General features: G+C 53.9%; 30 protein-coding genes. 20 read left to right on the top strand and 10 right to left on the bottom strand.

Going from position 1 to position 24,257, the window contains the following annotated elements:
- Window positions 1-19: 19 nt before the first annotated feature.
- A complete protein-coding gene (locus tag ACERY3_RS16880; protein WP_262771963.1) occupies window positions 20-754 on the top strand; it encodes an SDR family oxidoreductase in 735 nt (244 codons plus the stop codon).
- A 97-nt stretch (window positions 755-851) separates the two neighbouring features.
- Here ACERY3_RS16880 and ACERY3_RS16875 read toward each other — a convergent pair whose 3' ends face one another.
- The 3 genes from ACERY3_RS16875 to ACERY3_RS16865 all read right to left on the bottom strand — a co-directional run bounded on the left by ACERY3_RS16875 (window position 852) and on the right by ACERY3_RS16865 (window position 3,463).
- Window positions 852-1,940, bottom strand: coding sequence for an alpha/beta hydrolase (locus ACERY3_RS16875; protein ID WP_373226085.1), 1,089 nt, complete (start codon window positions 1,938-1,940; stop codon window positions 852-854).
- Window positions 1,940-2,725, bottom strand: a complete 786-nt coding sequence (locus ACERY3_RS16870) for a 3-hydroxybutyrate dehydrogenase (protein ID WP_262771966.1) — start codon at window positions 2,723-2,725, stop codon at window positions 1,940-1,942. Before ACERY3_RS16870 ends, ACERY3_RS16875 begins: the two co-directional genes overlap by 1 nt.
- A gap of 177 nt (window positions 2,726-2,902) precedes the next feature.
- Entirely contained in the window at window positions 2,903-3,463 is a 561-nt protein-coding gene (locus tag ACERY3_RS16865; protein ID WP_373226083.1) for a DUF3296 domain-containing protein, read from the bottom strand.
- A 169-nt stretch (window positions 3,464-3,632) separates the two neighbouring features.
- Here ACERY3_RS16865 and ACERY3_RS16860 point away from each other — a divergent pair, with 169 nt between their 5' ends.
- Window positions 3,633-4,106 (top strand): hypothetical protein, encoded by a 474-nt coding sequence (locus tag ACERY3_RS16860; RefSeq protein WP_262771968.1) that lies wholly within the window; start codon window positions 3,633-3,635, stop codon window positions 4,104-4,106.
- 29 nt (window positions 4,107-4,135) lie between these two features.
- Here ACERY3_RS16860 and ACERY3_RS16855 read toward each other — a convergent pair whose 3' ends face one another.
- From ACERY3_RS16855 to ACERY3_RS16830, 6 genes are all read right to left on the bottom strand, one after another.
- A complete protein-coding gene (locus ACERY3_RS16855) occupies window positions 4,136-4,531 on the bottom strand; it encodes a zinc-ribbon domain-containing protein (RefSeq protein WP_262771969.1) in 396 nt (131 codons plus the stop codon).
- Between the two features lie 76 nt (window positions 4,532-4,607).
- The gene (locus tag ACERY3_RS16850) at window positions 4,608-5,009 is read right to left on the bottom strand and encodes a putative zinc ribbon protein (RefSeq protein WP_373226080.1); all 402 of its coding nucleotides are present in this window, start codon (window positions 5,007-5,009) and stop codon (window positions 4,608-4,610) included.
- A gap of 272 nt (window positions 5,010-5,281) precedes the next feature.
- Complete coding sequence (locus ACERY3_RS16845; protein ID WP_262771971.1) at window positions 5,282-5,488, bottom strand: AlpA family transcriptional regulator; 207 nt, start codon at window positions 5,486-5,488, stop codon at window positions 5,282-5,284.
- 87 nt (window positions 5,489-5,575) lie between these two features.
- Entirely contained in the window at window positions 5,576-6,163 is a 588-nt protein-coding gene (locus ACERY3_RS16840; protein WP_373226077.1) for a hypothetical protein, read from the bottom strand.
- Window positions 6,164-7,020: 857 nt separating this feature from the next.
- Window positions 7,021-7,509 carry a diguanylate cyclase domain-containing protein gene (locus ACERY3_RS16835; protein WP_373226074.1) on the bottom strand — a complete coding sequence of 163 codons (489 nt, stop codon included), beginning with the start codon at window positions 7,507-7,509 and terminating at the stop codon, window positions 7,021-7,023.
- A gap of 99 nt (window positions 7,510-7,608) precedes the next feature.
- Window positions 7,609-8,040, bottom strand: coding sequence for a PAS domain-containing protein (locus tag ACERY3_RS16830; protein WP_373226072.1), 432 nt, complete (start codon window positions 8,038-8,040; stop codon window positions 7,609-7,611).
- A 297-nt stretch (window positions 8,041-8,337) separates the two neighbouring features.
- Between ACERY3_RS16830 and ACERY3_RS16825 the strand changes: the two genes are divergently transcribed.
- The 14 genes from ACERY3_RS16825 to ACERY3_RS16760 all read left to right on the top strand — a co-directional run bounded on the left by ACERY3_RS16825 (window position 8,338) and on the right by ACERY3_RS16760 (window position 16,321).
- Window positions 8,338-9,231, top strand: a complete 894-nt coding sequence (locus tag ACERY3_RS16825) for a hypothetical protein (protein ID WP_373226070.1) — start codon at window positions 8,338-8,340, stop codon at window positions 9,229-9,231.
- 116 nt (window positions 9,232-9,347) lie between these two features.
- Window positions 9,348-10,235 (top strand): GTPase family protein, encoded by an 888-nt coding sequence (locus ACERY3_RS16820; RefSeq protein WP_373226068.1) that lies wholly within the window; start codon window positions 9,348-9,350, stop codon window positions 10,233-10,235.
- 198 nt (window positions 10,236-10,433) lie between these two features.
- Entirely contained in the window at window positions 10,434-10,838 is a 405-nt protein-coding gene (locus tag ACERY3_RS16815; RefSeq protein WP_373226065.1) for a hypothetical protein, read from the top strand.
- 64 nt (window positions 10,839-10,902) lie between these two features.
- The gene (locus ACERY3_RS16810; RefSeq protein WP_373226063.1) at window positions 10,903-11,367 is read left to right on the top strand and encodes a hypothetical protein; all 465 of its coding nucleotides are present in this window, start codon (window positions 10,903-10,905) and stop codon (window positions 11,365-11,367) included.
- Between the two features lie 58 nt (window positions 11,368-11,425).
- A complete protein-coding gene (locus ACERY3_RS16805; protein WP_373226061.1) occupies window positions 11,426-11,968 on the top strand; it encodes a DUF4234 domain-containing protein in 543 nt (180 codons plus the stop codon).
- 90 nt (window positions 11,969-12,058) lie between these two features.
- Window positions 12,059-12,880: a DUF932 domain-containing protein gene (locus ACERY3_RS16800; protein ID WP_373226059.1), complete on the top strand. Its 822-nt coding sequence runs from the start codon at window positions 12,059-12,061 to the stop codon at window positions 12,878-12,880.
- Between the two features lie 79 nt (window positions 12,881-12,959).
- Window positions 12,960-13,439 carry an antirestriction protein gene (locus tag ACERY3_RS16795; protein ID WP_373226057.1) on the top strand — a complete coding sequence of 160 codons (480 nt, stop codon included), beginning with the start codon at window positions 12,960-12,962 and terminating at the stop codon, window positions 13,437-13,439.
- Between the two features lie 11 nt (window positions 13,440-13,450).
- Window positions 13,451-13,930 carry a DNA repair protein RadC gene (radC, locus tag ACERY3_RS16790; RefSeq protein WP_373226055.1) on the top strand — a complete coding sequence of 160 codons (480 nt, stop codon included), beginning with the start codon at window positions 13,451-13,453 and terminating at the stop codon, window positions 13,928-13,930.
- 14 nt (window positions 13,931-13,944) lie between these two features.
- Window positions 13,945-14,166, top strand: a complete 222-nt coding sequence (locus tag ACERY3_RS16785) for a DUF987 domain-containing protein (RefSeq protein WP_373226053.1) — start codon at window positions 13,945-13,947, stop codon at window positions 14,164-14,166.
- Between the two features lie 22 nt (window positions 14,167-14,188).
- Complete coding sequence (locus ACERY3_RS16780) at window positions 14,189-14,548, top strand: type IV toxin-antitoxin system YeeU family antitoxin (RefSeq protein ID WP_373226052.1); 360 nt, start codon at window positions 14,189-14,191, stop codon at window positions 14,546-14,548.
- 106 nt (window positions 14,549-14,654) lie between these two features.
- Complete coding sequence (locus ACERY3_RS16775; RefSeq protein WP_373226051.1) at window positions 14,655-14,906, top strand: hypothetical protein; 252 nt, start codon at window positions 14,655-14,657, stop codon at window positions 14,904-14,906.
- Window positions 14,907-14,910: 4 nt separating this feature from the next.
- Window positions 14,911-15,291 (top strand): toxin, encoded by a 381-nt coding sequence (locus ACERY3_RS16770; RefSeq protein WP_262771648.1) that lies wholly within the window; start codon window positions 14,911-14,913, stop codon window positions 15,289-15,291.
- Window positions 15,288-15,779, top strand: a complete 492-nt coding sequence (locus ACERY3_RS16765; RefSeq protein ID WP_373226049.1) for a DUF5983 family protein — start codon at window positions 15,288-15,290, stop codon at window positions 15,777-15,779. The genes ACERY3_RS16770 and ACERY3_RS16765 overlap by 4 nt, the downstream gene beginning before the upstream one ends.
- Before the next feature lie 122 nt (window positions 15,780-15,901).
- Complete coding sequence (locus ACERY3_RS16760; RefSeq protein ID WP_373226047.1) at window positions 15,902-16,321, top strand: DUF4942 domain-containing protein; 420 nt, start codon at window positions 15,902-15,904, stop codon at window positions 16,319-16,321.
- Between the two features lie 371 nt (window positions 16,322-16,692).
- On the opposite strand, the gene ACERY3_RS16755 is transcribed toward ACERY3_RS16760, so the two are convergent.
- Window positions 16,693-17,274: a helix-turn-helix domain-containing protein gene (locus ACERY3_RS16755; RefSeq protein WP_048977305.1), complete on the bottom strand. Its 582-nt coding sequence runs from the start codon at window positions 17,272-17,274 to the stop codon at window positions 16,693-16,695.
- A gap of 672 nt (window positions 17,275-17,946) precedes the next feature.
- Here ACERY3_RS16755 and pgaA point away from each other — a divergent pair.
- From pgaA to pgaD, 4 genes are read left to right on the top strand one after another with little or no spacing between them, the layout of a single operon-like run.
- Window positions 17,947-20,385 carry a poly-beta-1,6 N-acetyl-D-glucosamine export porin PgaA gene (pgaA, locus tag ACERY3_RS16750; RefSeq protein ID WP_373226045.1) on the top strand — a complete coding sequence of 813 codons (2,439 nt, stop codon included), beginning with the start codon at window positions 17,947-17,949 and terminating at the stop codon, window positions 20,383-20,385.
- A gap of 8 nt (window positions 20,386-20,393) precedes the next feature.
- Window positions 20,394-22,331 (top strand): poly-beta-1,6-N-acetyl-D-glucosamine N-deacetylase PgaB, encoded by a 1,938-nt coding sequence (gene pgaB / locus ACERY3_RS16745; RefSeq protein WP_373226043.1) that lies wholly within the window; start codon window positions 20,394-20,396, stop codon window positions 22,329-22,331.
- Window positions 22,324-23,652: a poly-beta-1,6-N-acetyl-D-glucosamine synthase gene (gene pgaC, locus ACERY3_RS16740; protein WP_214580084.1), complete on the top strand. Its 1,329-nt coding sequence runs from the start codon at window positions 22,324-22,326 to the stop codon at window positions 23,650-23,652. The genes pgaB and pgaC overlap by 8 nt, the downstream gene beginning before the upstream one ends.
- Window positions 23,652-24,086: a poly-beta-1,6-N-acetyl-D-glucosamine biosynthesis protein PgaD gene (gene pgaD / locus ACERY3_RS16735; RefSeq protein ID WP_373226041.1), complete on the top strand. Its 435-nt coding sequence runs from the start codon at window positions 23,652-23,654 to the stop codon at window positions 24,084-24,086. The genes pgaC and pgaD overlap by 1 nt, the downstream gene beginning before the upstream one ends.
- Window positions 24,087-24,257: the final 171 nt, after the last annotated feature.

The following is a 24,257-nucleotide window of genomic DNA, read 5'->3' as shown; positions in this document are numbered from 1 at the left end:
TAATTATGTGGAGTTCAGCATGCAGTATGAAAAGAAACCCCTGATTGTTATCACCGGCGCCAGCTCCGGTATTGGCCTTGCTACTGCCAAAATGCTGTCGGCGGAAGGGCATCCCCTCCTGCTGGTCGCCCGTCGTAGTGAGCCAATGAAAGCGCTCGACCTGCCAAATACGCTCTGTAAACCGGTGGACGTTACTGACAGAACAGCATTTATTCAGGCGGTAAGGGTGGCTGAGGCGCGTTTCGGTCCGGTGGACGCACTGATTAATAATGCCGGGGTGATGCTGCTCGGCAATATGACCACGCAACATCCTGAAGAATGGGAGCGCATGCTCGATATCAACGTCAAAGGCGTGCTGAACGGTGTGCATGCCGTGGCGGCAGGCATGGTGGACCGCAAACGTGGCACCATTATCAATATCAGCTCGGTGGCAGGACGTAAAACGTTTCCGAACCATGTCGCTTATGTAGGGACGAAATTTGCTGTGCACGGTATTTCCGAGAACCTGCGTGAAGAACTGGCCCCACACGGCGTCAGGGTTATCACCATCGCGCCGGGGGCCGTGGAAACGGCATTGTTGAGTCATACCACTGACGAAGAAATCAAGTCTGGTTATCAGGCCTGGAAAGAGGATATGGGTGGCATTGTGCTTTCTGCTGAGGATGTGGCAAATACCATTCGCTTTGCTTACCTGCAGCCTCAAAACGTCTGTATCCGCGAAATTGTGCTGGCAGCGACCAGACAGCAGGCTTAATGGACTGCGTTTCTGTCCCAATGAAAACAAATCACGCCACGAACAGGTAATTCATTAACGAAATCACAGGGGCTGTTGCGAAAACTGCCCCTCAGACCTAATGGGCTGGTGTGGCAATGAAATCAGCAGTAGCCTGATAAACCTGTGCTGTTTGCTCTGGCACCAGATTTTCAAGCATCAGAAACGCATGTACCATCCCCGGGAAATGGATATGTTTTACCGGCACTCCGGCACTTTTCAGCCGGGCAACAAAAGCAAAATCCTCATCACGTAATGGATCCAGACCGCCACTAAAAATCAGTGTGGGCGGAAACGCCCGCGTGACTGACCTGTACAACGGTGAATGCGACGCTCTGTCTTCACCATGCTGAAAATACTGACTGAAGTACCAGGCCACTTTGCTTTTATCAAGCAATTTACCCTGCCCATTTTCATCAGAGGAAGGCCAGGACAGCGTGTAGTCCAGGCTGGGATAAATCAGCACCAGGCGGGAGATAAAGCCCGGGTGTTCAGTCTGTAAATCTCCGGCAAGCGTGGCGCTGAATGCTCCGCCTCCGCTGTCTCCGGCCAGGGTCAGTTGCGGTTTCCAGGGCACATGGTTCTGGTCCAGTACAGTGTAGACCTGCATCAGTACATCACGCGCATCGTGAAGTCCCTCCGGATACGGGGACTCCGGCGCCCGCCGATAGTCCACTGCCACGACGGTATTACCGGTTGCAGCCGCCAGATGACGGGCTATCGGGTCGTAAACATCCACCGAACCACTCAGATGCCCCCCACCATGAATGAAGAAAATCACCCCGGTTGCTATATCCGGATGCGGGTTGTAGATCCGCACCGGAATTTTTCGTCCCGGCACCGCGACATCCACATTGATAATTCGGGCTATGGATTGTTTATCCGTCACGTACTTTTGGGTCAGTGCATTCAGCGCATCACGGCTGTCGAGCGTATTATATTCGGGGTTATTGCTGTTTTTGGGTAACGAAGATAACAACGTCGCCAGGGGGGCCGGAGGCGACAACGTCAGCGGGCCATTTTCTTTTTCCCACATCTGTTGATACTGTTTCTCCATTGTGCCGAGGGTATCGCGGGTTACCTGAGCAGATACTGCCCAGGCTCCATGACAACAGGAAGCCACCAGCACCAGGGCTGAGAGCATACTGCGTTGCATTGTTTTGCTCATCAACGCATTCCCCATCCGTGGCTGACCGTAATTGACTGTCCGGTGAGCGCCATGGAAGGAAATGTCACCAGAAAACGTACTGTTTCTGCAATATCCGCCGCAGATGTAAACTGCCCGTCAACGGTTTCCGCCAGCATAATATTTTTGACAACATCCTCTTCACTGATACCCAGCTCAAGGGCCTGCTCAGGGATCTGCTTTTTAACCAGCGGCGTATCAACAAAGCCAGGGCAAACTACATGCGAACGAACGTGATGAACTGCTCCCTCCTTCGCGACCACCTTAGCCAGCCCCATCAGCCCATGTTTGGCGGTCACATAAGCCGCCTTCAGCCGGGAGGCTTCATGGGAATGCACAGAGCCAATATAAATGACCGTCCCCCCCTGCGGGTTTTTGTACATATGTTTCAGTGCTGCCCGGGTGGTCAGAAATGCCCCGTCAAGATGAACAGCCATCATCTTCCGCCAGTCCGAAAACGTATACTCGTCCAGGGGGCTGACAATCTGGATCCCTGCATTAGAGACCAGAATATCAAGACTGCCATAACGATTCACCAGCGCGTCGGTTCCGTCCAGAGTCTGCTGCTCATCCGAAACATCCATGCCAACAGCAAGCGCTTCACCACCAGCCAGTTGTATTTCCCGGACCACCTCTTCGGCTGAGGCCAGACTGAGGTCAGCAATACCGACCGATGCCCCTTCGGAAGCCATCAATAACGCAACCTCTCTGCCAAGGCCACTTCCAGCCCCGGTAATCAGTGCTGTTTTACCCGATAAACTTTTCATGCTTTTCCCCGTTAATCGCCTTGCATCACCACGGTGGTGTCATGAGCGAATGTATAAACGGCAACGGACATGAGGAAAATGAAAAATGGGCATAGTTCTGATGCACTACAGGCATTAAATATGGGGTAAAAATCGGCAGATATCGCATACAGTGACTAATGCGTACACTTAACAACATTAACCTGTTACGCCAGTCCTTGCTGTCACTACAGGTGCCAGCATCATCTGTACCTGCGCGGTAAGCTGGTTAAATGGCGTCGTGAAGGTTCCGTAACCAGCGCGGTTGACGATAATCGGCGTGATGCTGGTGATGGCATCGTGATCGACGCCAGTGACCGTTTGCCATGTATCATTGAGTATCTCGCTCATCGTCTGTTGAACGCTTTCGATAAAATGCGTGTTTCGCTCAACCCCAAGCGTATCGAGATTCATCAGCAGCACCATTTTACATTCCGGCGCACTGACCGCCTCCCACAACCAGCGTAACAGCGTTGGCGGTGAATGTCGGCGTTCCTGCTGGCGCTTCCAGGAATATTCGCCAATGCGCTGCCAGACTTCGGTATGAAATCGCAAAATCAACGATCGATATTCGGTCATGGTTTCGCGGTACTGCAACACCAGCGTAAAGCTGAACGCCACCAGCCGTGGGTAATGGTCAACCGCCTGTTGCAGGAAAATACGCGTATTCGCAGCATCTGTCGCGTTACTGGCCGCTGTCACGAGTGAATAATGGTTCATAAGCATATTATCTCGACACTGAGCCAGCCTGGGCTTAACGGGGTGATTTGTTTATGGCAGTACAGATGACTGGAACAAGGTTATTGCTTATTGCGGGGCTCTGTTCAGCAACTTTCTCTCTCCCGTGCTGATACTGATGATTATTCAGGCAGTTGTGGGAGGATATGTCATGGGGGAACGGTTGACGCCGGTGGAGTTCAACGGGATACGTAAGCATCTGGAGCGTATTTCCGATACATGGGCCGATCTCTGGTTTTTGCTCAATCTGACGCAGGTTAACATTACGCAGCTTCTGCGCTGCCGCTATCAGGACTGGCAGGGAGATGTGCTGGTCTTACCGGAGTCTGGCACCTTTGCAAAGAAACGCATCGCCCTTCCCCCCACCGCACGCATTATCATCGGCCAGCGTCGAAGCCGATACCCGGGCGATGTCTTTCTGTTCCAGAGCCATTCACTGCGCGTAAAAGCCACAGACAGACCCGTTACCTTGATTGCGTTCAATACGGCGCTCAAAAAAGCCGCTCAGGGAATAACCCCAAAAACGGTCAGCAGCAAAAGCGCGTTATACATTCCATCTGCAACCACCTGTGGTGCTGCCGGCTCACTTAACGACCAGAACGATGCGCCAGAACGGTATCTGTAAGTGATGCTGTCCTGATACAGGCCCTGGGGCTATCGCGTCACGGTATAAACCCAGTCGTTACAGCGCGGGCATTTCTTGCCGCCGAAGTAAGTATATTCGCAGCGAGTACAACGCCAGTTTCGGGTCCGGGTGTTCAGCGGCCCCCGAAAAACCGAATTCCTCTCCTGTCTGCCAGCAGGTCTTACCGGCGCAGTCCGCCGTGGCAGACTTATCGCGTACCGGCAGCCCTGATTGTTAAGCCTTTCTCTCCGGCTGCGGCGGGCATGGACAAATATCTCTTCCCCCGAAGCAACCTCCTGAATCATCACCTCGGTATGGCAGGAGTCACACAGTAACCGCCCGCGGTAGTGGTAAGGGACTTCCTGCACGGTCACCCATTCGCCATCTTCGGTAATGGCGTGTTCAATGGGTCTGAACTGTATCATGCCCGCTCTCCTGTAAAGGTGTGCTGATGTACTGGAGCGACGCCTCGTATGTTGCAGGTATGAAAGCTGTCCATCATCATTCCACCTCACTGCTAATGACTTCGGTGCTGTGGTCACCGGTACGGCAACTCAGGCAGTAGCGCTCACCGTGGTAATCGCTCGCACAGCCAGAACAGTGCCAGTCGGCTTTCCGCACTATCGGTAAGACATCCGGCACATAGCGACGCAGCATGCGCACCCGCTTCGCTTCCTTCGGCTCAGGGCGTACATACGGGCAGTGGTGACGTCCGTTCTCCGTCAAGTCTTCCCATGTGTGTTCAAACCATGGGCGGTTGGTGGCCCATTCCGGGTGGAATACCAGAGCGCTGCCGCAGAGGTGGCAGGCGTAATGGTCGTAAGGATAAAGCTGTGCGGTAGTAGCGCCCATAAGACGCTGATTACCGTCAAGCGCGATAAAAGATTTGGCGTAAATTGTCATAGTAATAGTCCTTTTCCAGACGCCACGCAGGCATAAGCCGTCCCGTCGAGGGCAGCACTGTCGGCGGTGTCTGGCAGCTAAGTGGTGTTAAGTCGGGGATACGGGTATGAGATGCGGGCAGCGGTCAGGCGAATAGCCGGGAGGGCCAGAGTCCCGGCGTCACTGTGTTGAGGTCATCCGGTAGCAGAACGGACAGGGCGTCGCACCACAGTACCGGCGCTGGCATTTCGCGCATGTCCAGTGGGGAGGGATATTCCAGGGTCGCATCGTGGTCAGCCCCGTGAGACCGCTATACGTTGCTGCAACCAGGCTTCCACTTCGCTTTCAAGCCAGCGGGAGCTACGTCCAAGCTTAATGGGCTTTGGGAATTCACCCAATGAAATCAGTTTGTAGAACCATTTGTCAGTCAAGCCGGTGAGTTGCGTAATGAAGGCCATATCGACGAATTTGTCGCTCAGAAGGCTGCCAGGTGTGGTCATCGTTTTTCTCCGTTGGTGGTAAGGGAGAAGAAGTCAGGGATTCGAATGGGGCGGACTTCTTCAAACGATGTGGCAACGGCGTAATTTTTAACTGGGTTTCCGTCGTCTGCCTGTTGTCCGTGGCGCAGGAATATTACTCAACTGACAGATAACCCCCGGAGTCTTCTGAGCCTGCTTGCTGAGGTAGCTCAGGATGTATTGCATGCCCCTGCGGCCCCTGGCATCGTCGTAGGCCGTCACCCATTCTCCCCGCACGCGGTAGTGCTCCTTAGGCTCACAACGGTATGTATGTCCTTCTCCCCAGGTCACGCTCTTCCAGGTGTCCCTGAGTGCTTCAAAGACTGTCCATGCCCGGCGGTGCTTCTGACCATTGAGGTAAAACACGGCGTGAATGTGAAAGCCATGGCGCTCTGTATACTCCAGCACCCATGCGTAACCCACCAGCCCGTTGATATCCCCACTGCGTTGAATCAGTAAGGTGATATCCGCCACTGTCGAGTGAATATCGCCTTCCCCATGCGAATCACTGCCCTGTAGATACGAGAAGTCCACCCGTAGCATCAGTAGTTTGGAATAGCGTTCGAATAACTGGTCCTGGTGATGGCGTAGTTTGCGTTGCAGGGTAGGATGCTGAACGTAGCTGAGATTGATGTCGGTGATGTCGTGGTAGCTCATGTCTGATGATTCCCCATGTGAGTGATTGTCATGGGAATAGGCATGGACGTTAGTTTTGAAATGGTGATCGATATCGGTGAGTACAGAACGTTACCGGACATCTGCCCTGGGTATCGGTCCGGGGAGGGGCAGGTGATTATGCCTGGGGAATTACGCTGATCGAGATGTAGAGATGATCGCTTAACCTGATGAACTGAACAGGTGGAAGTGTGACGTTCAATGAGAGCAGGATAAGGGCTACGACAGTGCGTCTTGCTATCACGGTGCAGATGGTGACGTTAGCAGAACACTTTTTACCCGTTATACTCGATAAACCTCAGGATGCATGAGCGACTCATCGCTAAGCCCGGATCAACGCGACTGGTAAGCCAACTCACCATGCAACTTCACGGTAATCGAGAATATTGGTACTTCTCTATAAAATATCATTTAATTCCTTAATTGAATGATTTCAGCTCCGTTAAACTTTGATGCAATCCGGGTAGAATTTATCAATGCCAGCTGGATAACCTCAATCTCAGACATGAGAAAAACCGGTCTGAATTGGGTAACAACATCCACAATGGTTACCAGACCAGTAGGGGTATCGGGTGCAAGCGCTCAGGTATTTCCGCTAAATACATTGAAAGACAGTGAGCCGGTACTGTTACTGCAGAAATAGGCATATTATGGTCAACGATGCGGTGATGATAATTGTTCTTCCCACCAGAAATACCTGGTGCGTTTACAGCCAGCGGAAATATTTTTCCGTTTTACGGATAATCTGTTATTTCCGGAACCGACAGGCCACCCATCACTCACCATTTAACTCACCTGTAGAATAACTTCAGGATAAAGCAACGGTTAAAGAAAAATATTCAGTCACCGGTACGTGACGTCTTTTTCGCCATATACATTATTTTATCTGCGCAATTCAGAAACGAATCTGCATCCAGAGGAAATATGGAAATACCAACATTCCCGGAAATACTGATAACATGCTCATCAATCAGAAACGACTGTGAAAGTGCCGCCGCCATATTATCTATTATTGGTCTGAGAATAATTTCCTCTTTCTTTAATCCCGGCAGCAGCTCGACAAATTCATTCCCACCAAGACGGGCAAGCGTATACTCTCCCCGCAGGCAACTTTTCAGACGAAATCCGACAAGATGGGGAAGTTCATCTCCCACCGCATGCCCGTAAATATCATTCGCGGGTTTAAAGCACTCCAGATCGATAAATAAAAGAGCCACCTCTTTCCCACTGCTGATTGCCTGCGTGATCGCCCGCTCAGGGCGATTCATCCGTAACCGGCGATTGAGTGATCCCGTCAGTGAATCAAAATTCGCGTGCAGCCACGCCATATATTCACGCTGCTTTCTGTTGGTAATATCGCGGATGAAGGCAGAGCACCGCTGCTTACCGGACTGCTGGTACGGCCAGATTGACAGCTCAATCGGTAATTACCCTTTCTCACGGTGCAGGGCGGTGATTTCAATCGTCCGGTTCAGAATATCAGACGGCTGGGAGGCCTGGAAACGCATCAGCCCGCGCTTATGCTGTTCGCGGAACACTTGTGGAATAATCATTTCACTCAGGTTGCTGCCAATGGCTTCGTCGGCACGCCAGCCAGACATCCTCTCCGCCGCATGATTCCAGTGAATAACGACCCCGCTCAGGTCAATGGTGATCACCGCATCCTGCGCTGTTTCGACCAGCTGGCGATGGTTTTGCTCACTTTCCTGCAGGGCCTCCTGCATGGTCTCAATCTGCGTAATGCTTTCCTGCAGCTCACGATGCACCTCAGCCAGGGACAGGGAAAAGAAACGTATTCTTTCCTCAACCGTCATGCTTTTCATCTCTTCGTACAAATCGTTAGCGGTTCGTGCGCCCATCGCCAGTTTCTCCCTTAATACCCTGGATCCAGTATACACAAAAGCTGACAGTTGGGTTTTACGCCTCCCCGCAGCATGACTCACGCCAGATAATGTCGCAGATTCAGTCAACGTACCAGCCGACTTCATGGATACGACATGTGTTCATGAATGAAAAAACCACATAAACCTAATTGATTGTTTTTATTGCAAATTATTAAATTTAAATCTTTTAAATACACACTAAAAACAGTGTAATAACCAGGAAAAAGATGATACGTTATCCGGATGTTTTCATAAAAAAGAACGTCAATATCTATGCCTAAGTCCCCGATGCCTCACAAAGCCGACAGTCTCAGAGAGGTTCTTTTTCATCTGCATGACTGTGAAGGTGATTTTGTTTTTACCGGACGCTCTCTGAAAGAGCTGAACCAGAATCTGGCGCAAATGGCCTGTGACCATGTCAGCAGAGACGCCATCAGCAGTATTCTGGGTATCGGTGATTTTGTGATCGACCGCCGGAGATGGTTTTCTGAAGCAATTGACGACAAACACTTCACCTGGATTGAAAGGGATCCCCTCGGTGGTATGTTTGTCTGGTTTTACTTCCTGAGCGGTCGCTTACCTGAAATTGATGCCGGGATTGATTACGACGAATGCAGAGAGGGAAAGTGGACACCTTTCCATAAACTCAGACTCAGCGAACCTGAATCTGCAGAGGAGCGATGCCTGTCGATTAAAAATATGTTTGATGTTTCTGACATTTCAGTAAGAAATAAAATAACAGCAATAATGGAAATCCAGAACGTATGGCACAAGGTAAAAACGTCGTTACGAAAAGAGTTTTCTTTTCTGCTGTCAAAAAAAGAATTACCCGAGCAGTATATCGATACTTTATGGGACTGTGCCATTGAAGATGGCTTCCCTGATTTTGGCTTTAGTGGCAGAACGCCAGAAAGCCGAATTCTGGCCCTTCCGTGCATGTATTATTTATGGGCTGCTGATGAGAAAAAGCACATTCTTAATTCGCTAAAAACCCGTGCTTACCGAATGAATTACAGCCAAATAAATAAATCGAAGAAAATCATTACCGCGAAGATAGAGCCTGATGTAAAAGAAAAGCTCGACCGGATCCTGGATGTCCGTGGCGTCAGCATTCACAGTCTGGTAGCACACTGGATTGAAAGAACCTATGAGACATTAAAAAAATAATCCTGCAGGCTCCTTTTCAATAAAATCTCAGATATATATCACCTTACTGAATTCCCTCCCGTTTACTTTAGTCAGGCCATCCCCGCCGGATGGCCTTTTTCCATTCAGAGGCCGATATGAAACATCCCTCAGGCTATGCCCTTATCCGTCATCATCTCCGGCGTTATCCGTACGCACTGCGCCAGCACCTGTTGCAGGAACTTAACCGTCTGGTCACCTATGAACCGGTGATTGGCATAATGGGGAAAACCGGTGTCGGCAAATCCTCGCTATGCAATGCACTGTTCCGTAGTGAAGTCTGCGCCGTGAACGCGGTGGAAGCCTGCACCCGTCAGCCACAGCGTGTCCGGCTGCGCTTCGGTAGCCATTATCTGACGCTGGTCGATTTGCCCGGCGTGGGTGAGAGCGTTACCCGCGACGGTGAATACCGTGAACTGTACCGGGAGCTCATGCCACAGCTCGATATGGTGCTGTGGGTGCTCAAGGCCGATGACCGTGCTTATGCAGTGGAAGAGCAGTTCTATCATGACGTCTTCGCGCAGTTCAGCGGACCACAACCGCCGGTGGCGTGGGTACTCAACCAGGTGGACAAAACCGAACCCGCTGAGGGCTGGAACTGGCTGTCAGCCCAGCCCTCGGCGTTACAGGCTGAGCGTATTGCGCAGAAACAGCAGGCAGTGGCCCGGCAGTTGCAGATAGCAGAAACAGATATTCTGCCGGTCTCTGTCCGGGGGCGTTACCGGCTGTCACGTCTGGTGGAGGCCATGATTACCCGGCTCCCAAAGCAGGCCCGCAGTCCGCTGGTTCCTCATCTGCAGAACCGGTATTGCACTGATACCGTTATCAATACCGCCAGCAGCAGCTTTGGCGATGCCGTGGTAGACGTTATCGATAAGGTTATTGATCTGGCCCCTCTGCCACAGGTGGCCCGTTCGGCGCTGCATGCGGTGACCCACACCGTCGCTCGTGCGGCACGCTCCCTGTGGGGATTTTTCTTCGGCTAGATAAACATCTTCATCACTGTCGATAAGCATTTTTGCTTCATCACGATCGAATTCGTCGATCGAACAGATCGATATTCATCGTTGTACATGATTAATCCCTCAGTTACATAATCCACGGGGAGCCGTGTCGTTACGTTAATACTTCATTAAAAATCAATGCGATGAATCGCAGAAATTACCACGTCTTAAGGAACATCCATGAATAAATATTATACCGCTACTGCAGCAATTATGCTGCTGGCAGCCCTGCCCCCGGCTGCCGGTGCGGATGAAAATGACATCATTAAGGTCGATATTCAGAAGAACATACAGGGCATCAATGTCACCGTGACGGCTAAAACTGACACCGTCGTGGTTAAGAACATTGACGTCAACCGGGGTAAATGCCCGCTGCTGACAAAGGGAACTATCACGTACCAGGGGAAAAGGCTTGAGGGATGGGTGGCGCAGGGCGCGACCTTCGCACCCACCACGATGCACTTTGCTGACGGTCTGACCTGGCATTTCGGTCATACCTACCTTCAGCCACCGGCGGGCGTGGTCTGCAGCTTCCTTGAAGCCAGAGTATTCACCGACCATGGCACCTTCACGGTGACCGAATAAACCGTTTTTAGCATCGCCTTCTAATCACTCCAAATTTCTCATTGTTTATTAAAGGAAAAACCTGATGTCATTCAAACCGATAGTCCCTCTTACCCTCGTACTCTGTTTCTCTGGTCAGGCGCTGGCGTTCGGTAGCCACGATACCTGGACCAGCGGCTTCGCGCAGGGTACGGCGGAATACACCATCTTAGGCAAGGGGCAGTCGCAGCTGTATCTCGCCTGCGACAGCTCCGGCTCACAGGCCGCCACCATCATCTTCACCGACGCGAACGGTCATCAGGTCAGTATGGACAGCAGTCAGACCCTGACGATGAAAATCGATAATGCCGAAGAGGCCGACATCAGCGAGAGCGACTCTCACGTGGGGGAAAACAACCTCATGTGGACGTGGAACAAACTGCGTACCGGTAAACGCGTGGTCATCTCCGGCAGCGGCGTCAAACCGGCGGTGTTCACGCTGAACGGCGCTGCCGGAGTGATACCTGCGTTCGGCGATAACGGCTGCGTGGCGAAATTTGACATTCCGTAATGGCTCAACCACACACTCTCATTTTCTCCCGTACACCGTATAAACAAGGAATCTCCCGATGACGGATATCACCACCCTCAGCCAGCGGCTGAACACCCGTACCCTGCATTTTGTTTTACTGACCCTCGTCACCTGCGGCGTCTGGCCGTTGCTCTGGCTGTATAAAAAGCAGGATATCATCAGCGACACCACCGGCTACCCGGTCAGCGGTCATCTGTTTATTATCTGGCTCGCCGTCTGCTCTGGCACCGGTCGCCAGTTAGCCCGCATGGTGTCATCTGACGTTTACGGCTATGACCCGACCAGCGATACGTTACTGGCGTTAAGCGGTATTCTGTCGCTCGCCTGCGCGGTGATGTATGTGGTATGGGCCTTTAAGGCCAGAGCCGCACTGCGCCACTATGCGCTGAACACCTTCCGCTTCGACCTGAAGATGAACGCCTTTTACACCGTGATTTTCAACGTCTTCTACATCACTTACTGTATCAACGACATGCAGCAGGCGCTGGCGAAGCACCAGATTATTCATGGCGCAACCGCCGCGCCTGCAGCGCCACAGGCTCCCGTCACGACTACAACGACAGCACAACCCCCGCAGTAAGCTCATCACAGCGTTTTAACCAGAGACTCCGGACGCCCTGCTCATCGAGCGGGGCGTTTGTTTTTGTGCCAGGTATCAGAGGAACTCACCATGCGTTTAGCAAGCCGCTTCGGGCATATAAACCAGATACGCCGCGACCGTCCCTTAACCCGTGAAGAGCTCATGCAGCATGTCCCCAGCGTATTCGGGGAAGATAAACATGCTTCCCGGAGCGAAAAGTACACGTTTATTCCCACCATCACCCTACTGGAGAACCTGCAGCGTGAAGGGTTCCAGCCCTTCTTTGCCTGCCAGTCACGCGTTCGGGATCCGGACCGTCGGGAGCACACAAAGCATATGCTCCGCCTGCGTCGCGCCGGTCAGATAAACGGTCAGCAGGTGCCTGAAATCATCATCCTCAATTCGCACGGTGGCGAGTCCAGTTTTCAGCTATTGCCAGGAATATTCCGCCAGGTATGTACAAATTCGCTCATCTGCGGACAGTCGTTTGGCGAAATCAGAGTGCCGCATCGCGGCGATATTGTCGGGAAAGTGATTGAAGGTGCGTATGAAGTTCTCGGCGTCCTGGACCGGGTGGAAGAGAAGCGCGATGCGATGGAATCGCTGCTGTTACCCCCACCAGCACAACACGCTCTGGCTGAAGCGGCGCTGACCTACCGTTTTGGTGAAGAGCATCAGCCGGTCACGGTATCGCAGATACTGACGCCCCGACGGTATGAAGATCGCAAGGATGACCTGTGGACGACCTACCAGAGGCTTCAGGAAAACCTGCTGAAAGGCGGTCTGCCCGGGCGTACCGCGAAGGGCAAACGCAACCACACCCGCGCCGTTAACGGCATTGACGGCGACGTTAAGCTAAACAGAGCACTCTGGGTTATGGCCGAGAACATGATGGATTTACTCGGCAACTAACCATCCGCATCACGCAGTCTCAATTCATCGTCAACCCTTTATCACCCTTCAACGCATTCATATACAAGGAAAAACTCAAATGACTGACATTATTAACCTTAACGACGCTCTCCCGTTACAGACACAATCTGCTGATGCCAGTTCTGCGCCAGCACTGACCGCCACGCACGTATCCGACGAGCAGCGTGTGCGCTTCTGGCCGCAGCATTTCGGCAGCATACCGCAGTGGATAATCCTTGAGCCGACGGTTTTCGCCTGGATGGACCGCTTCTGCGCAGACTACCACGGCGGTATCTGGCAGTTTTACACACTGAGCAACGGCGGTGCCTTTATGGCTCCGGAGGCCGAGTACAGTGAGCCGTGGTCGCTGTTCAACAGTATGAACGGCAATGGCGGTGAACTCAGTGCCGAAGCTGCCGGGATCGCAATCTGTCTGATCGCGTACAGCCACCACGCCATGCGCACCGAATGCGATGCTATGACGGAGCACTATTACCGCCTGCGTGATTACGCGCTCAACCACGCGGAATGTAACGCCATCATGCACATCATTGACTGAGGTCAGCCGCTATGGAACACCAGTTACCGTTGTTTGCACGTGAATTAGCCCCAGCCGACCAGCAGACCATCCGGACAGCACTGACCCTGCTGGAATGCCAGCTACGTGAACCCGGCGCGTCATTTACGTCCAGCAATGCCGTCCGCGACTGGCTGCGCCTGCATCTCGCGCCTCTGGAGAGAGAAGCGCTCTCCGTTTTGTGGCTCGACAACCAGCATCGCCTGATAGACCACGACACCCTGTTTATGGGCACCATCAACAGTATCACCGTGCATCCACGCGAGGTCGTAAAGGCCGGCCTGAAGCACAATGCCGCCGCCGCAATACTTTCACACAACCATCCGTCCGGAGAGGCAGAGCCCAGCCATGCTGACAGACAAATCACTGCCCGTCTGAAGCAGGCGCTGGAGCTGGTCGACATCCGCCTGCTGGACCATCTGGTGGTGGGCGGGATGGAGACCATCTCGTTTGCAGAGCGAGGCTGGCTTTAAGAAGGAAAATATCGATGAAGATTATCAGCAAGCGCCAGGCAATGACGATTTACCGTCAGCATCCGCAGTCCCGGTTGTTTCGCTTCTGCACCGGGCGGTATCAGTGGTCCGGCAGTGTCTGCCACTATGCCGGACGGGAGGTGCAGGATATCCGCGGTGTACTCGCGGTCTTTGCAGAACGCCGGCAGGACCGTAACGGCCCGTATGTCGTGTTGCGCAGCGTCACACTCAATTAACTCAGATTTAAGGAGAGTGAAATTGTCGAATAAAATACCGCCTGTAAACCACGATATCACGGAGCCCTGGTGGGGGCTTAAACGCGATATCACCCCGTATTTTGGCGCTCGTCTGGTGCAGGAAGGCAACCGGCTGCATTACCTGAACGACCGCGCCAGTATCACCGGAGCTTTCAGTGAGGCGGATTTAGGTCATCTGGACCAGGCGTTTCCGGTACTTCTCAAACAGCTCGAGTTAATGCTGGTTTCCGGTGAACTCAATCCCCGCCATCAGCACTGCGTCACGCTCTACGCAAAAGGGCTGACCTGCGAGGCCGACTCCCTCGGCTCGCACGGGTACATCTATCTCGCGATTTATCCAACGCCAGCAACAACCGCGTAAACCTTCTTCCTGCTTACCCTCGTTTTTACCCATCAACAAAGAGTTCCCACGATGAAAATTTATCCTGTATCCACAAAACGAGCCGCTGAGATTGAGCGGTTAACACATGTGTCACCCGTTGCCGTTTGGCGATGACGATGCCATTCAGGAATGCATTGATGCCGGTGATCCCTTGCTCGACGCTCTGAACGAGGTGATGGGAGACAACAATCTGGAACGTACTGATAACCAGGGCAAATCACTGCTGTTCAGCTCGTCATTGCTCACGCCCCGCCATCACACCGTCGCCTGGTACAGGCGACCCGCTGCGCCAGTGCCCGTTGCTGTAACCACTGGCGTTTCTATATTAACTGAGTAAACCAATGCAAACCCAATCGGGATCCTCTACGCAGGAGGCTACACCACGCCTGTCACCCGTTGAAATCTGGCAGCAGCTTCTCACGTATCTGCTGGAAAAGCATTACGGCCTTTCGCTTAACGACACACAATTTGCCGATGAGCAGGTTATTACACAACAAATTGATGCCGGTATTTCACTGGCAGATGCACTCAATTTTCTCGTGGAAAAATCAGAACTGGTGCGAATTGATCGCCCCGGCTTCTCCATTCATCATCAGTCCCCTTTTATCGGAGTGATTGATATTCTCCGGGCCAGACGGGCAATGGGGTTGATGCAACGCAACGGGTATAAAAGGATCAGTCATCTCATTGCAGGTAACACAGTTCAGGAGCAACATTCATGAAATTATCCCTGGCCGTGGAAGCCGATGCCATTAACGTACTGGCCCTCAACATGGGCCGGATCGCCGTGGATATCGACGGTATTGAACTGGCTAGCCTGATCGATGTGGTGAACCAGAACGGCTATTCGCTTCGTATTGCTGATACCCCCGGAAAGCTGGTCGTGGAAGATCCACTCCCACCCGTCGCCCGCCTGAGCGGCATCCAGTGCAGCACTGCGCATATCACCGAAGCCGACAACACCCTGCTGTACACCCTTTCGCACCAGCAGGAAGATTTTGGTGACTGCGAATGGATCCTGTACACCGGGTCTGGCTATCTGCTCCACCTGGGTGCATGGTCATTTCCGGTATTACGCCTCAAACGTCTCGGCCTGTCGAAAGCCTGCCGTCGGTTAGTGGTGACGCTTATCCGTCATTACTCCACAGACATTATTCATCTGGATGCCTTTGGCGAAGTGCTGCCCGGCCTCGCGACCTTTGACTGGTAGCCCCATCTCGATTGCCACAATGTTTTCACATGCCGGAATTAACAACCGAACCTCCTCCATCACACTCGTATAAACGCCAGCCTTACCGGCTGGCGTTTTGCTTAATATAAAGGAAAACCACCATGTCAGACCTTACCCCCACTGAACCCGAATTGTTACCCCTCCACATCGACGTGGCTTATGCCAGCAGTATTGAGCGTATCGCCACAGGACGTAACGCCGCACTGGCAGAGATTGCAGACCTTATCCGCCATCTGGCTGCGATTTCGGAACTGACAGCCAGCATTGGCGGCGGCACATTCAATGACTGGGGAGAGAGAACCAGTCACCGTCACGGCTGCTGGCTGATGGCATCTGAGAAATTTGCGATGAAGATGATTACTCAAAGCATGGATCGCAGCATCTGGAGAAACCTCATGCACCAGTCAGGGCTGGGGGCGCTAATGGATGCGGACTCCCGTGCCCGGTGGTACAGGAAACTTGCGCCGGAAGAGGTTTGCACGGTCAGCAAAGAGAACATTCACCGTACTTTTGAAATGTAGCGAAATGATAAAAAAATGATACAGGATGAAAAGCCAGTTCCCGATTGCCGCGCTGATATTACCCGTAGCCTGGAAGACCCCTTTCATGAGAACAGGCACAGCAATCGTTACCAGACTGAGATGTTTCAATCAAATACCTTGAGGAAGGTACAGCGCAGATAACGAACAGGAGCCCAGAACGCTTTGAGAAGATGAATGAAATTCTGATAAGTTATTGCCCATCAGCTTTGGCATCCAGTTCCTGAATTCGAGCCCCTTTTACTACCTTTCAGGACCGAGGGTACAATTGAGGGTACAAAAACAATCACACCAAAAATAAACTATAAAATTCATTATATTAAATTAACATATCGATTCCGAGTCCGGCACCACTATTTAAAGAACCCGCCCTCGTGGCGGGTTTTTGCTTTTGGTTTTTCCCCACCCCAGGGATCGTTCCCACCTGCGTCCAGCAGTTTGTTTTTAAAGATAAACAAACACGCCTCGTTGAAGTTCTCCGCCCCCAGGCGTTCCGAGAGAGCCGTGCGTTTGCGATAGAGGCTTTTCACCGACGTATTCAGCTCATCGGCGATGGCTTCCATCGACATCCCTGCCCGCAGCAACCGCAGCATGATCGCTTCGTGCGTGCTAAGCCGTAAGTTAAGCAGCCACTTCGTGGTCAGGCGCCTGCCCTTCATATTGAGCACCAGGTTAAATAACGACGCCATATCCGGCGCGGTCAGCGACGTGTTCATAAATAACTTCATACTGAGCAGATTCTCCTCGCGGTGTCGCATATCGAGCATAACGCAGCAGATTGTTTTTTTCGTTCTGGCCGGATGGCGTATCAGGTAATCATATAAACGGAGCGGAGAACGGCTATCAATCAATACAGAATATTCATCTGCACCGTTATCAAATATGTTTCTGTCAATCGAGTCGAGCAGGATAATATCCGGAAAAAATATCCGCATTCCCCTGACAAGGTAGCGATCCTGAGTCACTAAAACAATTGAAGTTGCCACTAACCATCCCTTTTAGATTAAAGCAAGCACGATCCCTCGCAAAGAAGGCCGCCTTCGTTTTATAGCGCTGTTATATTAACGATAAATGTATTCTGGCTTTGGACATCCCTCAATACAGACATTGATGAGCAAGACTTCCTGTAGACTATCATTCAATGGCTGCCATTAATTATAAATAAAAAACAATCGCAGAAAAGTCACTTCTCTAAACATTAAGAGTTTTTGTCATGAAACTTCCCAAACATGCACCAGAAAGTACTTTAATTGAGGCAGGTAAACCACATTAAAAATATATACAAAGCTGTCACAATATAAATAAAATACCAATATATCAATCAGTTACAAATAACCAATCATTTCAATAAAACCGCCAAAAACCACTCGATACAGAATTATCTCAAAACAACACACCCCCATTTCAACATATTTATCCGGCAACATATCAGGTGTACATTAGCTTTCACCCAGTCCACTGACATAAGGATCCATAATTACCTTCAGGTAAGTACCCCGTAACATCACTGCATTCAGATTTAATGTTCTCATTTATGGCCTTTAACCCTGAGTTTAAAGGCGGCCGTGTTATGCAATGGATTCATGATAAACAAATGGCAAATAGATATGGAAAGATCGCTTCGCTTCAATACGTTATTCTTTTATCGCGCCCCAACATTATTGTTTCTGTTATTCCTCTTTCCTGTTCTGGCTCAGGCGACTGAATCCGTTTATGAGCAACAGATTCAACAGGCGCGTAACGGTAATTACTCGCCGTTTCTCGATTATCTTCAGCGTTATCAGCAGCAGCATGCCCTGACGCCTGATCAAGTTGCGGACTGGTTACAGGTTGCGTCCTGGGCAGGTCATGATGACGAGGTTATTCAGGTCTGGCAGCGTTACGGTATTTATATGCCGCTGCCCGCCCGCGGCGTTGCTGCCGTCGCGCAATCCTGGCGGAATAAAAAAGCCTGGCAGCCAGCCCTGGCGCGCTGGAAAGAGGCGCGTAGCCTTGCGCCGGATAACGACGAGTATCGTATCGGCTACATAAAAACTCTCGCCGATGCCCGCATGGACACGCTTGCCCTGCAGGAAGCCCAACGGCTGGTAGCGGAAAATCCTTCTCAGGCACATCTTGAGACGCTCTCGTATGTCTGGTTACGCCAGGGAAAAAGCTGGGATCGGCTTCTGGCAGACACGCGCGCGCTGAATATCGCGCCTGAGAATAAAGCGCTCCTCAGCGAGCTGATCGACGCGCTAACGGATAGCCGGGTGAACACCCCCGCGCTGCAGCTTTCACAAAGCGTCACGCTGTCCCCCGCGGAGCGTCGCCGTCTTGAGCGTAATGCCGCCGCCGAACGGGTTCGCCTCGCCGATGTGCCCGGCAGAACAGAAAAGGAGCGCCTGCAGCTTGCGCAATCCACGCTGAATCGTTACGACGCTCTGCTTTCCCGCTGGCAAAAAGATCCGCAGGCGGCGGAAGACGTCGTCCTGGCGCGTATCGACAGGCTTGGCGCGCTATACGCCCATGCTGATTACCCACGGGTGATTAGCGAATATCAGGATCTTACGGCAGCCCAGCATCCGGTGCCGGGCTGGGCCATCGGCTGGGTGATTTCCGCGTATCTGCAGGAGAAAAACGCGGCCGCCGCCTTCGCGCTTCTGCAACGCTATCCGCAATATGCTTCCGATCCGCAGGACGAGGAGCACGCGCTTTTCTACGCCTGGCTGGATACGGGAGATTATCAATCCGCCCGCCGATATGCTGAGCGCCAGACCCGCAACGTCCCGTGGACCCGCTACGATTTCGGCTCCCCTACCCCTCAGCCGAACGATCGATGGCTTACCGGACAGTCGCTCCGCTTTAACTATTTGCTGGCAACGAATGCGCTGCCGGAAGCCGAAAAGCTGGCGCACCGTCTGGCGACAACGGCGCCGGGCAATCAGGGATTACAGATTGACTACGCCACCCTGCTTCAGGCGCGGGGCCTGCCGCGCGCGGCCGAGCAAACGCTGAAAAAGGCGGAGGCGCTGGAGCCGTCCAATACAGAGCTAGAGCAACAGCAGGCTTACGTCGCAATGGATCTACAGGAGTGGCGACAGATGGATTTACTGGCCGACGACGTGCTTGCCCGCGCGCCTGCCGACCGCAGCGCCAGGCGTCTCGACAGGCTCAGAACGGTCCACCACATGTCCGAGCTGCGCCTCAACGCAAGCAAGGGCTTGCACTCCGATAGCCCCGTCAGCGGGACGCACGACCTGAGCGGGGACGCCACGCTCTATGGCCCCCCCGTAGCGGACAGCTGGCGGCTGTTTGCAGGCACCCGCTACGCGCAGAGTAATTTCGATGAAGGCAAAGGCACCAGCCGTCACCTTTTGGGCGGCGTCGAGTGGCGGCCACGCGACCTCCAGCTCGAAGCCGAGCTTTCCAGCAACCGCTATCACGGCGAAAACAAGCCGGGCGCTCGCCTCGCAACAACGTACTTTGTGAACGATAGCTGGCAGGTCAGCGGCAGCCTGGAACGCCTGTCGCGCACTACGCCCCTTCGGGCGTTACGCAACGGCATTAGCGCCAACCGGGGTGAAGGTGAGGTGCGCTGGTATCAAAACGAGCGGCGTGAGTACCAGTTCAGCGCCGCCCTCAGCCGCTTCTCCGATCATAACCGCCGCCAGGAATACACCCTCACGGGCAAGGAGCGTCTCTGGCAGACCCCGTCCCTGACGCTGGATCTCGAGCCGGGGATCGCCGCCAGTAAAAACAGCCTGCTCGACACGCTCTACTACAACCCGGCGCGGGATCTGTCCGTGACGGCGGCCCTGGCCGTTGACCATGAAATGGTCCGCCATTACGACACCCTCTGGAGCCAGCAGTTCGTGGCGGGAGGCGGCAGCTACTGGCAGAAAAATCAATCCGCTGGCGCCATCGCCCTGCTGGGTTACGGACAGCGCGTCCAGTGGAACAACGTCATTGATACCGGCGTGATGCTGAACTGGGATAAACGCCCTTACGACGGCAAACGCGAGAGCAATCTCTCCGTCACGTTTGACGCGACTTTACGCTTTTAAGGATGAATATGCTGAACACACGTTTTTCCGTGAGCCTGATACTCCTCGGCTGGCTCTGCCTCAGCGCGAGCGTCTGCGCGCATGCGATCTCGTTCATTGCGCCCAAAGAGAGGCCGCAGCTGGAGGCGAGTAAACCCTGGCCGAAGAACCAGTTTCTGGTCCTGGCCTACCACGACGTCGAAGACGATGCCGCCGATCAGCGCTACCTCTCCGTTCGCACCAGCGCGTTAAACGAGCAGATAAGCTGGCTGCTGCACAACGGCTACCACGCCATCAGCGTGCAGGACATTCTTGACGCGCATGACGGGAAAAAAACGCTGCCGCCAAAAGCCGTTCTGCTCAGCTTTGACGACGGCTACAGCAGCTTTTACACCCGCGTCTGGCCGCTGCTTCAGGCATGGAACGTCCCCGCTCTGTGGGCGCCGGTGGGCAGTTGGGTCGATACGCCAGCGAATCAAAAAGTTAATTTCGGCGGCCTGATGACGCCCCGGGATCGCTTCGCAACGTGGGACATGGTGCGCGAGCTCAGCCACTCCCCGCTGATTGAGATCGGATCGCATACCTGGGCCTCGCATTACGGCATTCCGGCCAACCCGCAGGGCAGCCGCGAGCCGGCCATCGCCAACCGCTTTTATGACAAAGCCACGGGTCGCTATGAAACCGACCAGCAGTTCAACCAGCGGATCGGCGATGACGTTCGCAAAGTGACTGAAAAAATCACGCAGGTGACGGGCAAGGCGCCGCGCGCCTGGGTCTGGCCCTACGGCGCCGCCAGCGGTACGTCGCTCGCTATCGCCAGACAGCAGGGTTACCGGCTGGCCTTCACCCTTGAGGACGGGCTGGGGAACGTGCAGGATCTGGGCAACATCCCCCGCCTGCTGATCGCCGGGAATCCCTCGCTCAAGGCGTTTGCCAGCACGGTCAGCCAGGTTCAGGAGCGCGATCCCGTGCGCGTCATGCACGTCGATCTCGACTACGTTTACGATCCCGATCCGGCCCAGCAGACCCAAAATATCAACAGGCTGATCCAGCGGGTCTACGACATGAAGATCAGCCATGTTTTCCTGCAGGCGTTTGCCGACCCGCAGGGCGACGGCAGGATCAAGGCGCTCTATTTCCCCAACCGTCGGCTGCCGGTTCGGGCCGATCTCTTTAATTTTGTCGCCTGGCAGCTGCAAACCCGCGCCGGGGTAAAAGTCTTCGCGTGGATGCCGGTGCTCTCGTTCGATCTCGATCCTTCCCTGCCGCGCGTGCAGCGCCGGGATCGTCAAACCGGCCAGCTGCAAGAAGCCACCGAGCCCTACATCCGGCTTTCCCCGTGGGACCCGCAGGTGCGCCAGCAGGTGACGGACATCTATGAAGATCTGGCCCGCTATGCCAGCTTCAACGGGGTTTTGTTCCATGACGATGCGGCGCTGACGGACGTGGACGATGCCGGTCAGAACACCACGCGCCAGAAAAGCCAGACGCTCATCGGGTTTACCCACGCCCTGAGCCTGGCGGTGAAGCATATTCGCGGCCCGCAGATAAAAACCGCACGCAATATGTTCGCCCTACCCATTCTGCAGCCCGAAAGCGAGGCGTGGTTCGCGCAGAATCTTGATGATTTTCTGGCGGAGTACGACTGGACGGTGCCGATGGCCATGCCGCTGATGGAGTCCGTTCCGGCAGACGAGAGCGATGCCTGGCTGACGCGTCTGGTTAACGCGGTCGCCGCACGCCCCGGCGCGCTTGATAAAACCATTTTCGAGCTGCAGGCCAGGGACTGGGACCAGAAACCGCAGCGCGCCGTGTCCGACAGCCAGCTTGCGCAGTGGATGCGCGTGCTCCAGCTGAACGGCGTCAAAAACTACGGTTACTACCCCGACGACTTCCTCAACAATCAACCTGATATCTCACGCATCAGGCCTGAATTTTCTTCGTACTGGTACCCTGACAATGACTGATCGCATTATCGCCTTCTCTATTTTATGTCTGGTATTCGGGTTGCCGTTAGGCGTGGCCGCCCTCTTTACCGGCGAACTGATTCTGGATTTCGTGTTCTTCTGGCCGCTGTTCATGTCGGTACTCTGGATAACAGGCGGCCTCTATTTCTGGTTTCAGCTTGAACGCCACTGGTCGTGGGATAAAGACACGCCCGCCCCGACGCTCGCCGGTGAGCCGCTCATCTCCATTCTTATCCCCTGCTTCAACGAGGGAAGGAATGCCCGGGAGACCATCAGCGCCGCGCTGGATCAGCGGTATGAAAATATAGAAGTTATCGCCATCAACGACGGATCTTCTGACAACACCGCGCAAGTGCTGCAGGAGTTGGCGCAGGAACAGCCGCGCCTGCGGGTGATTAACCTCGCGGAAAATCAGGGGAAAGCGCTGGCGCTTAAGGCCGGGGCAGCGGCGGCGCGGGGCGATCTGCTGGTCTGCATTGACGGCGACGCCCTGCTCGACCGCGATACCGCCGCTTATCTGGTGGCCCCGCTGATTCAGTACCCCCACGTCGGGGCTGTCACCGGGAATCCGCGCATTCGCACGCGCTCCACGCTGATTGGCCGCATTCAGGTGGGCGAGTTCTCATCCATTATTGGGCTCATCAAGCGGACGCAGCGGATCTATGGCCGGGTCTTTACCGTCTCCGGCGTCATCGCCGCGTTTCGCCGACAGGCGCTGGCGGACGTCGGGTACTGGAGCCCGGACATGATCACCGAAGACATCGACATCAGCTGGAAGCTTCAGCTGCGCCACTGGGATATCTTTTTTGAGCCGCGGGCGCTGTGCTGGATCCTGATGCCGGAGACGCTGAGGGGCCTGTGGAAACAGCGTCTGCGCTGGGCTCAGGGGGGCGCGGAGGTGTTTCTGGTCAACCTTCGCAGGATTGTGCGCTGGGAACATCACCGCATGTGGCCCCTGTTTATGGAGTACGCGCTGTCAACGCTGTGGGCCTTCGCGTACGCGATGACGGTGCTGCTGTTCCTCCTCAGCCAGGTTGCGCCTGTTCCCGCCAGGCTGACCGTGGAGAGCCTTTTTCCACCGGAGTTTACCGGGCTGCTGCTGGGCGTGATGTGCCTGCTGCAGTTCCTGGTCAGCTTGTACATCGAGCGGCGCTATGAACGTAAAGTGGCCAGCTCGCTTTTCTGGGTGATCTGGTTCCCGATGGTGTACTGGATGATCGGCCTGTTCACCACCCTAGTCGCATTTCCAAAAGTCATGCTTAAACGCCAGCGCGCCCGCGCGCGCTGGATCAGTCCGGACCGGGGAAAAGGGAGCATTTAATGAACGAAAATACCTTAATTTTGACCGAGCATCGGCTCTTGCCGCGTCTTTTTGATGCCGCGCTAACGCTGGTGGCGTGGGGAGGATTTCTGTTTTTCCTGTATGCCCGTCTGTGGATGCAGCTAACCGATGAGAGCGACCACCGCTGGAGCGTGATTATCGCGTCCTTTAATACGGTGTTGATCTACCTGCTGTTTGCCGCGCTCAACGGCTGGCTGCTGATTTTGTGGTATCAGTACAACCGCCATCGCGCCAACGTGAGGCGGCGCCAGCCGGGCTATTTTCACCAGGAGGAGCTGGCCCGCAGCTTTAACGTCTCACCGCAGATCATCTCCGAGATGAGCCAGTACAACCTGCTGACGGTGTACCACGATCAGATTGGCCGCATCATCGATCTGAAGATCAACGAGCAGCAGGAAGAGGAAGAACAGTAGCGAAAAGCCCCCGCAGGAGACGCTGCGGGTTGAGGGATCCACAGTATTTTGTAGCAAGGAATATAACGTGACATGAGCCGTATGTTCCCCCTCACCCCAGCCCTCTCCCTCAAGGGAGAGGGGGCCGTCCGTGCAGGCATTATTTTGTAGGCAACCCTCAACCCTGCGGGG

Origin of the sequence: Enterobacter cloacae complex sp. ESBL7 (genome assembly GCF_041679625.1) — a bacterium.
In the GTDB taxonomy this organism is placed as follows: Bacteria; Pseudomonadota; Gammaproteobacteria; order Enterobacterales; family Enterobacteriaceae; genus Enterobacter; species Enterobacter asburiae_B.
This window is presented reverse-complemented; position numbering and strand designations above follow the sequence as displayed.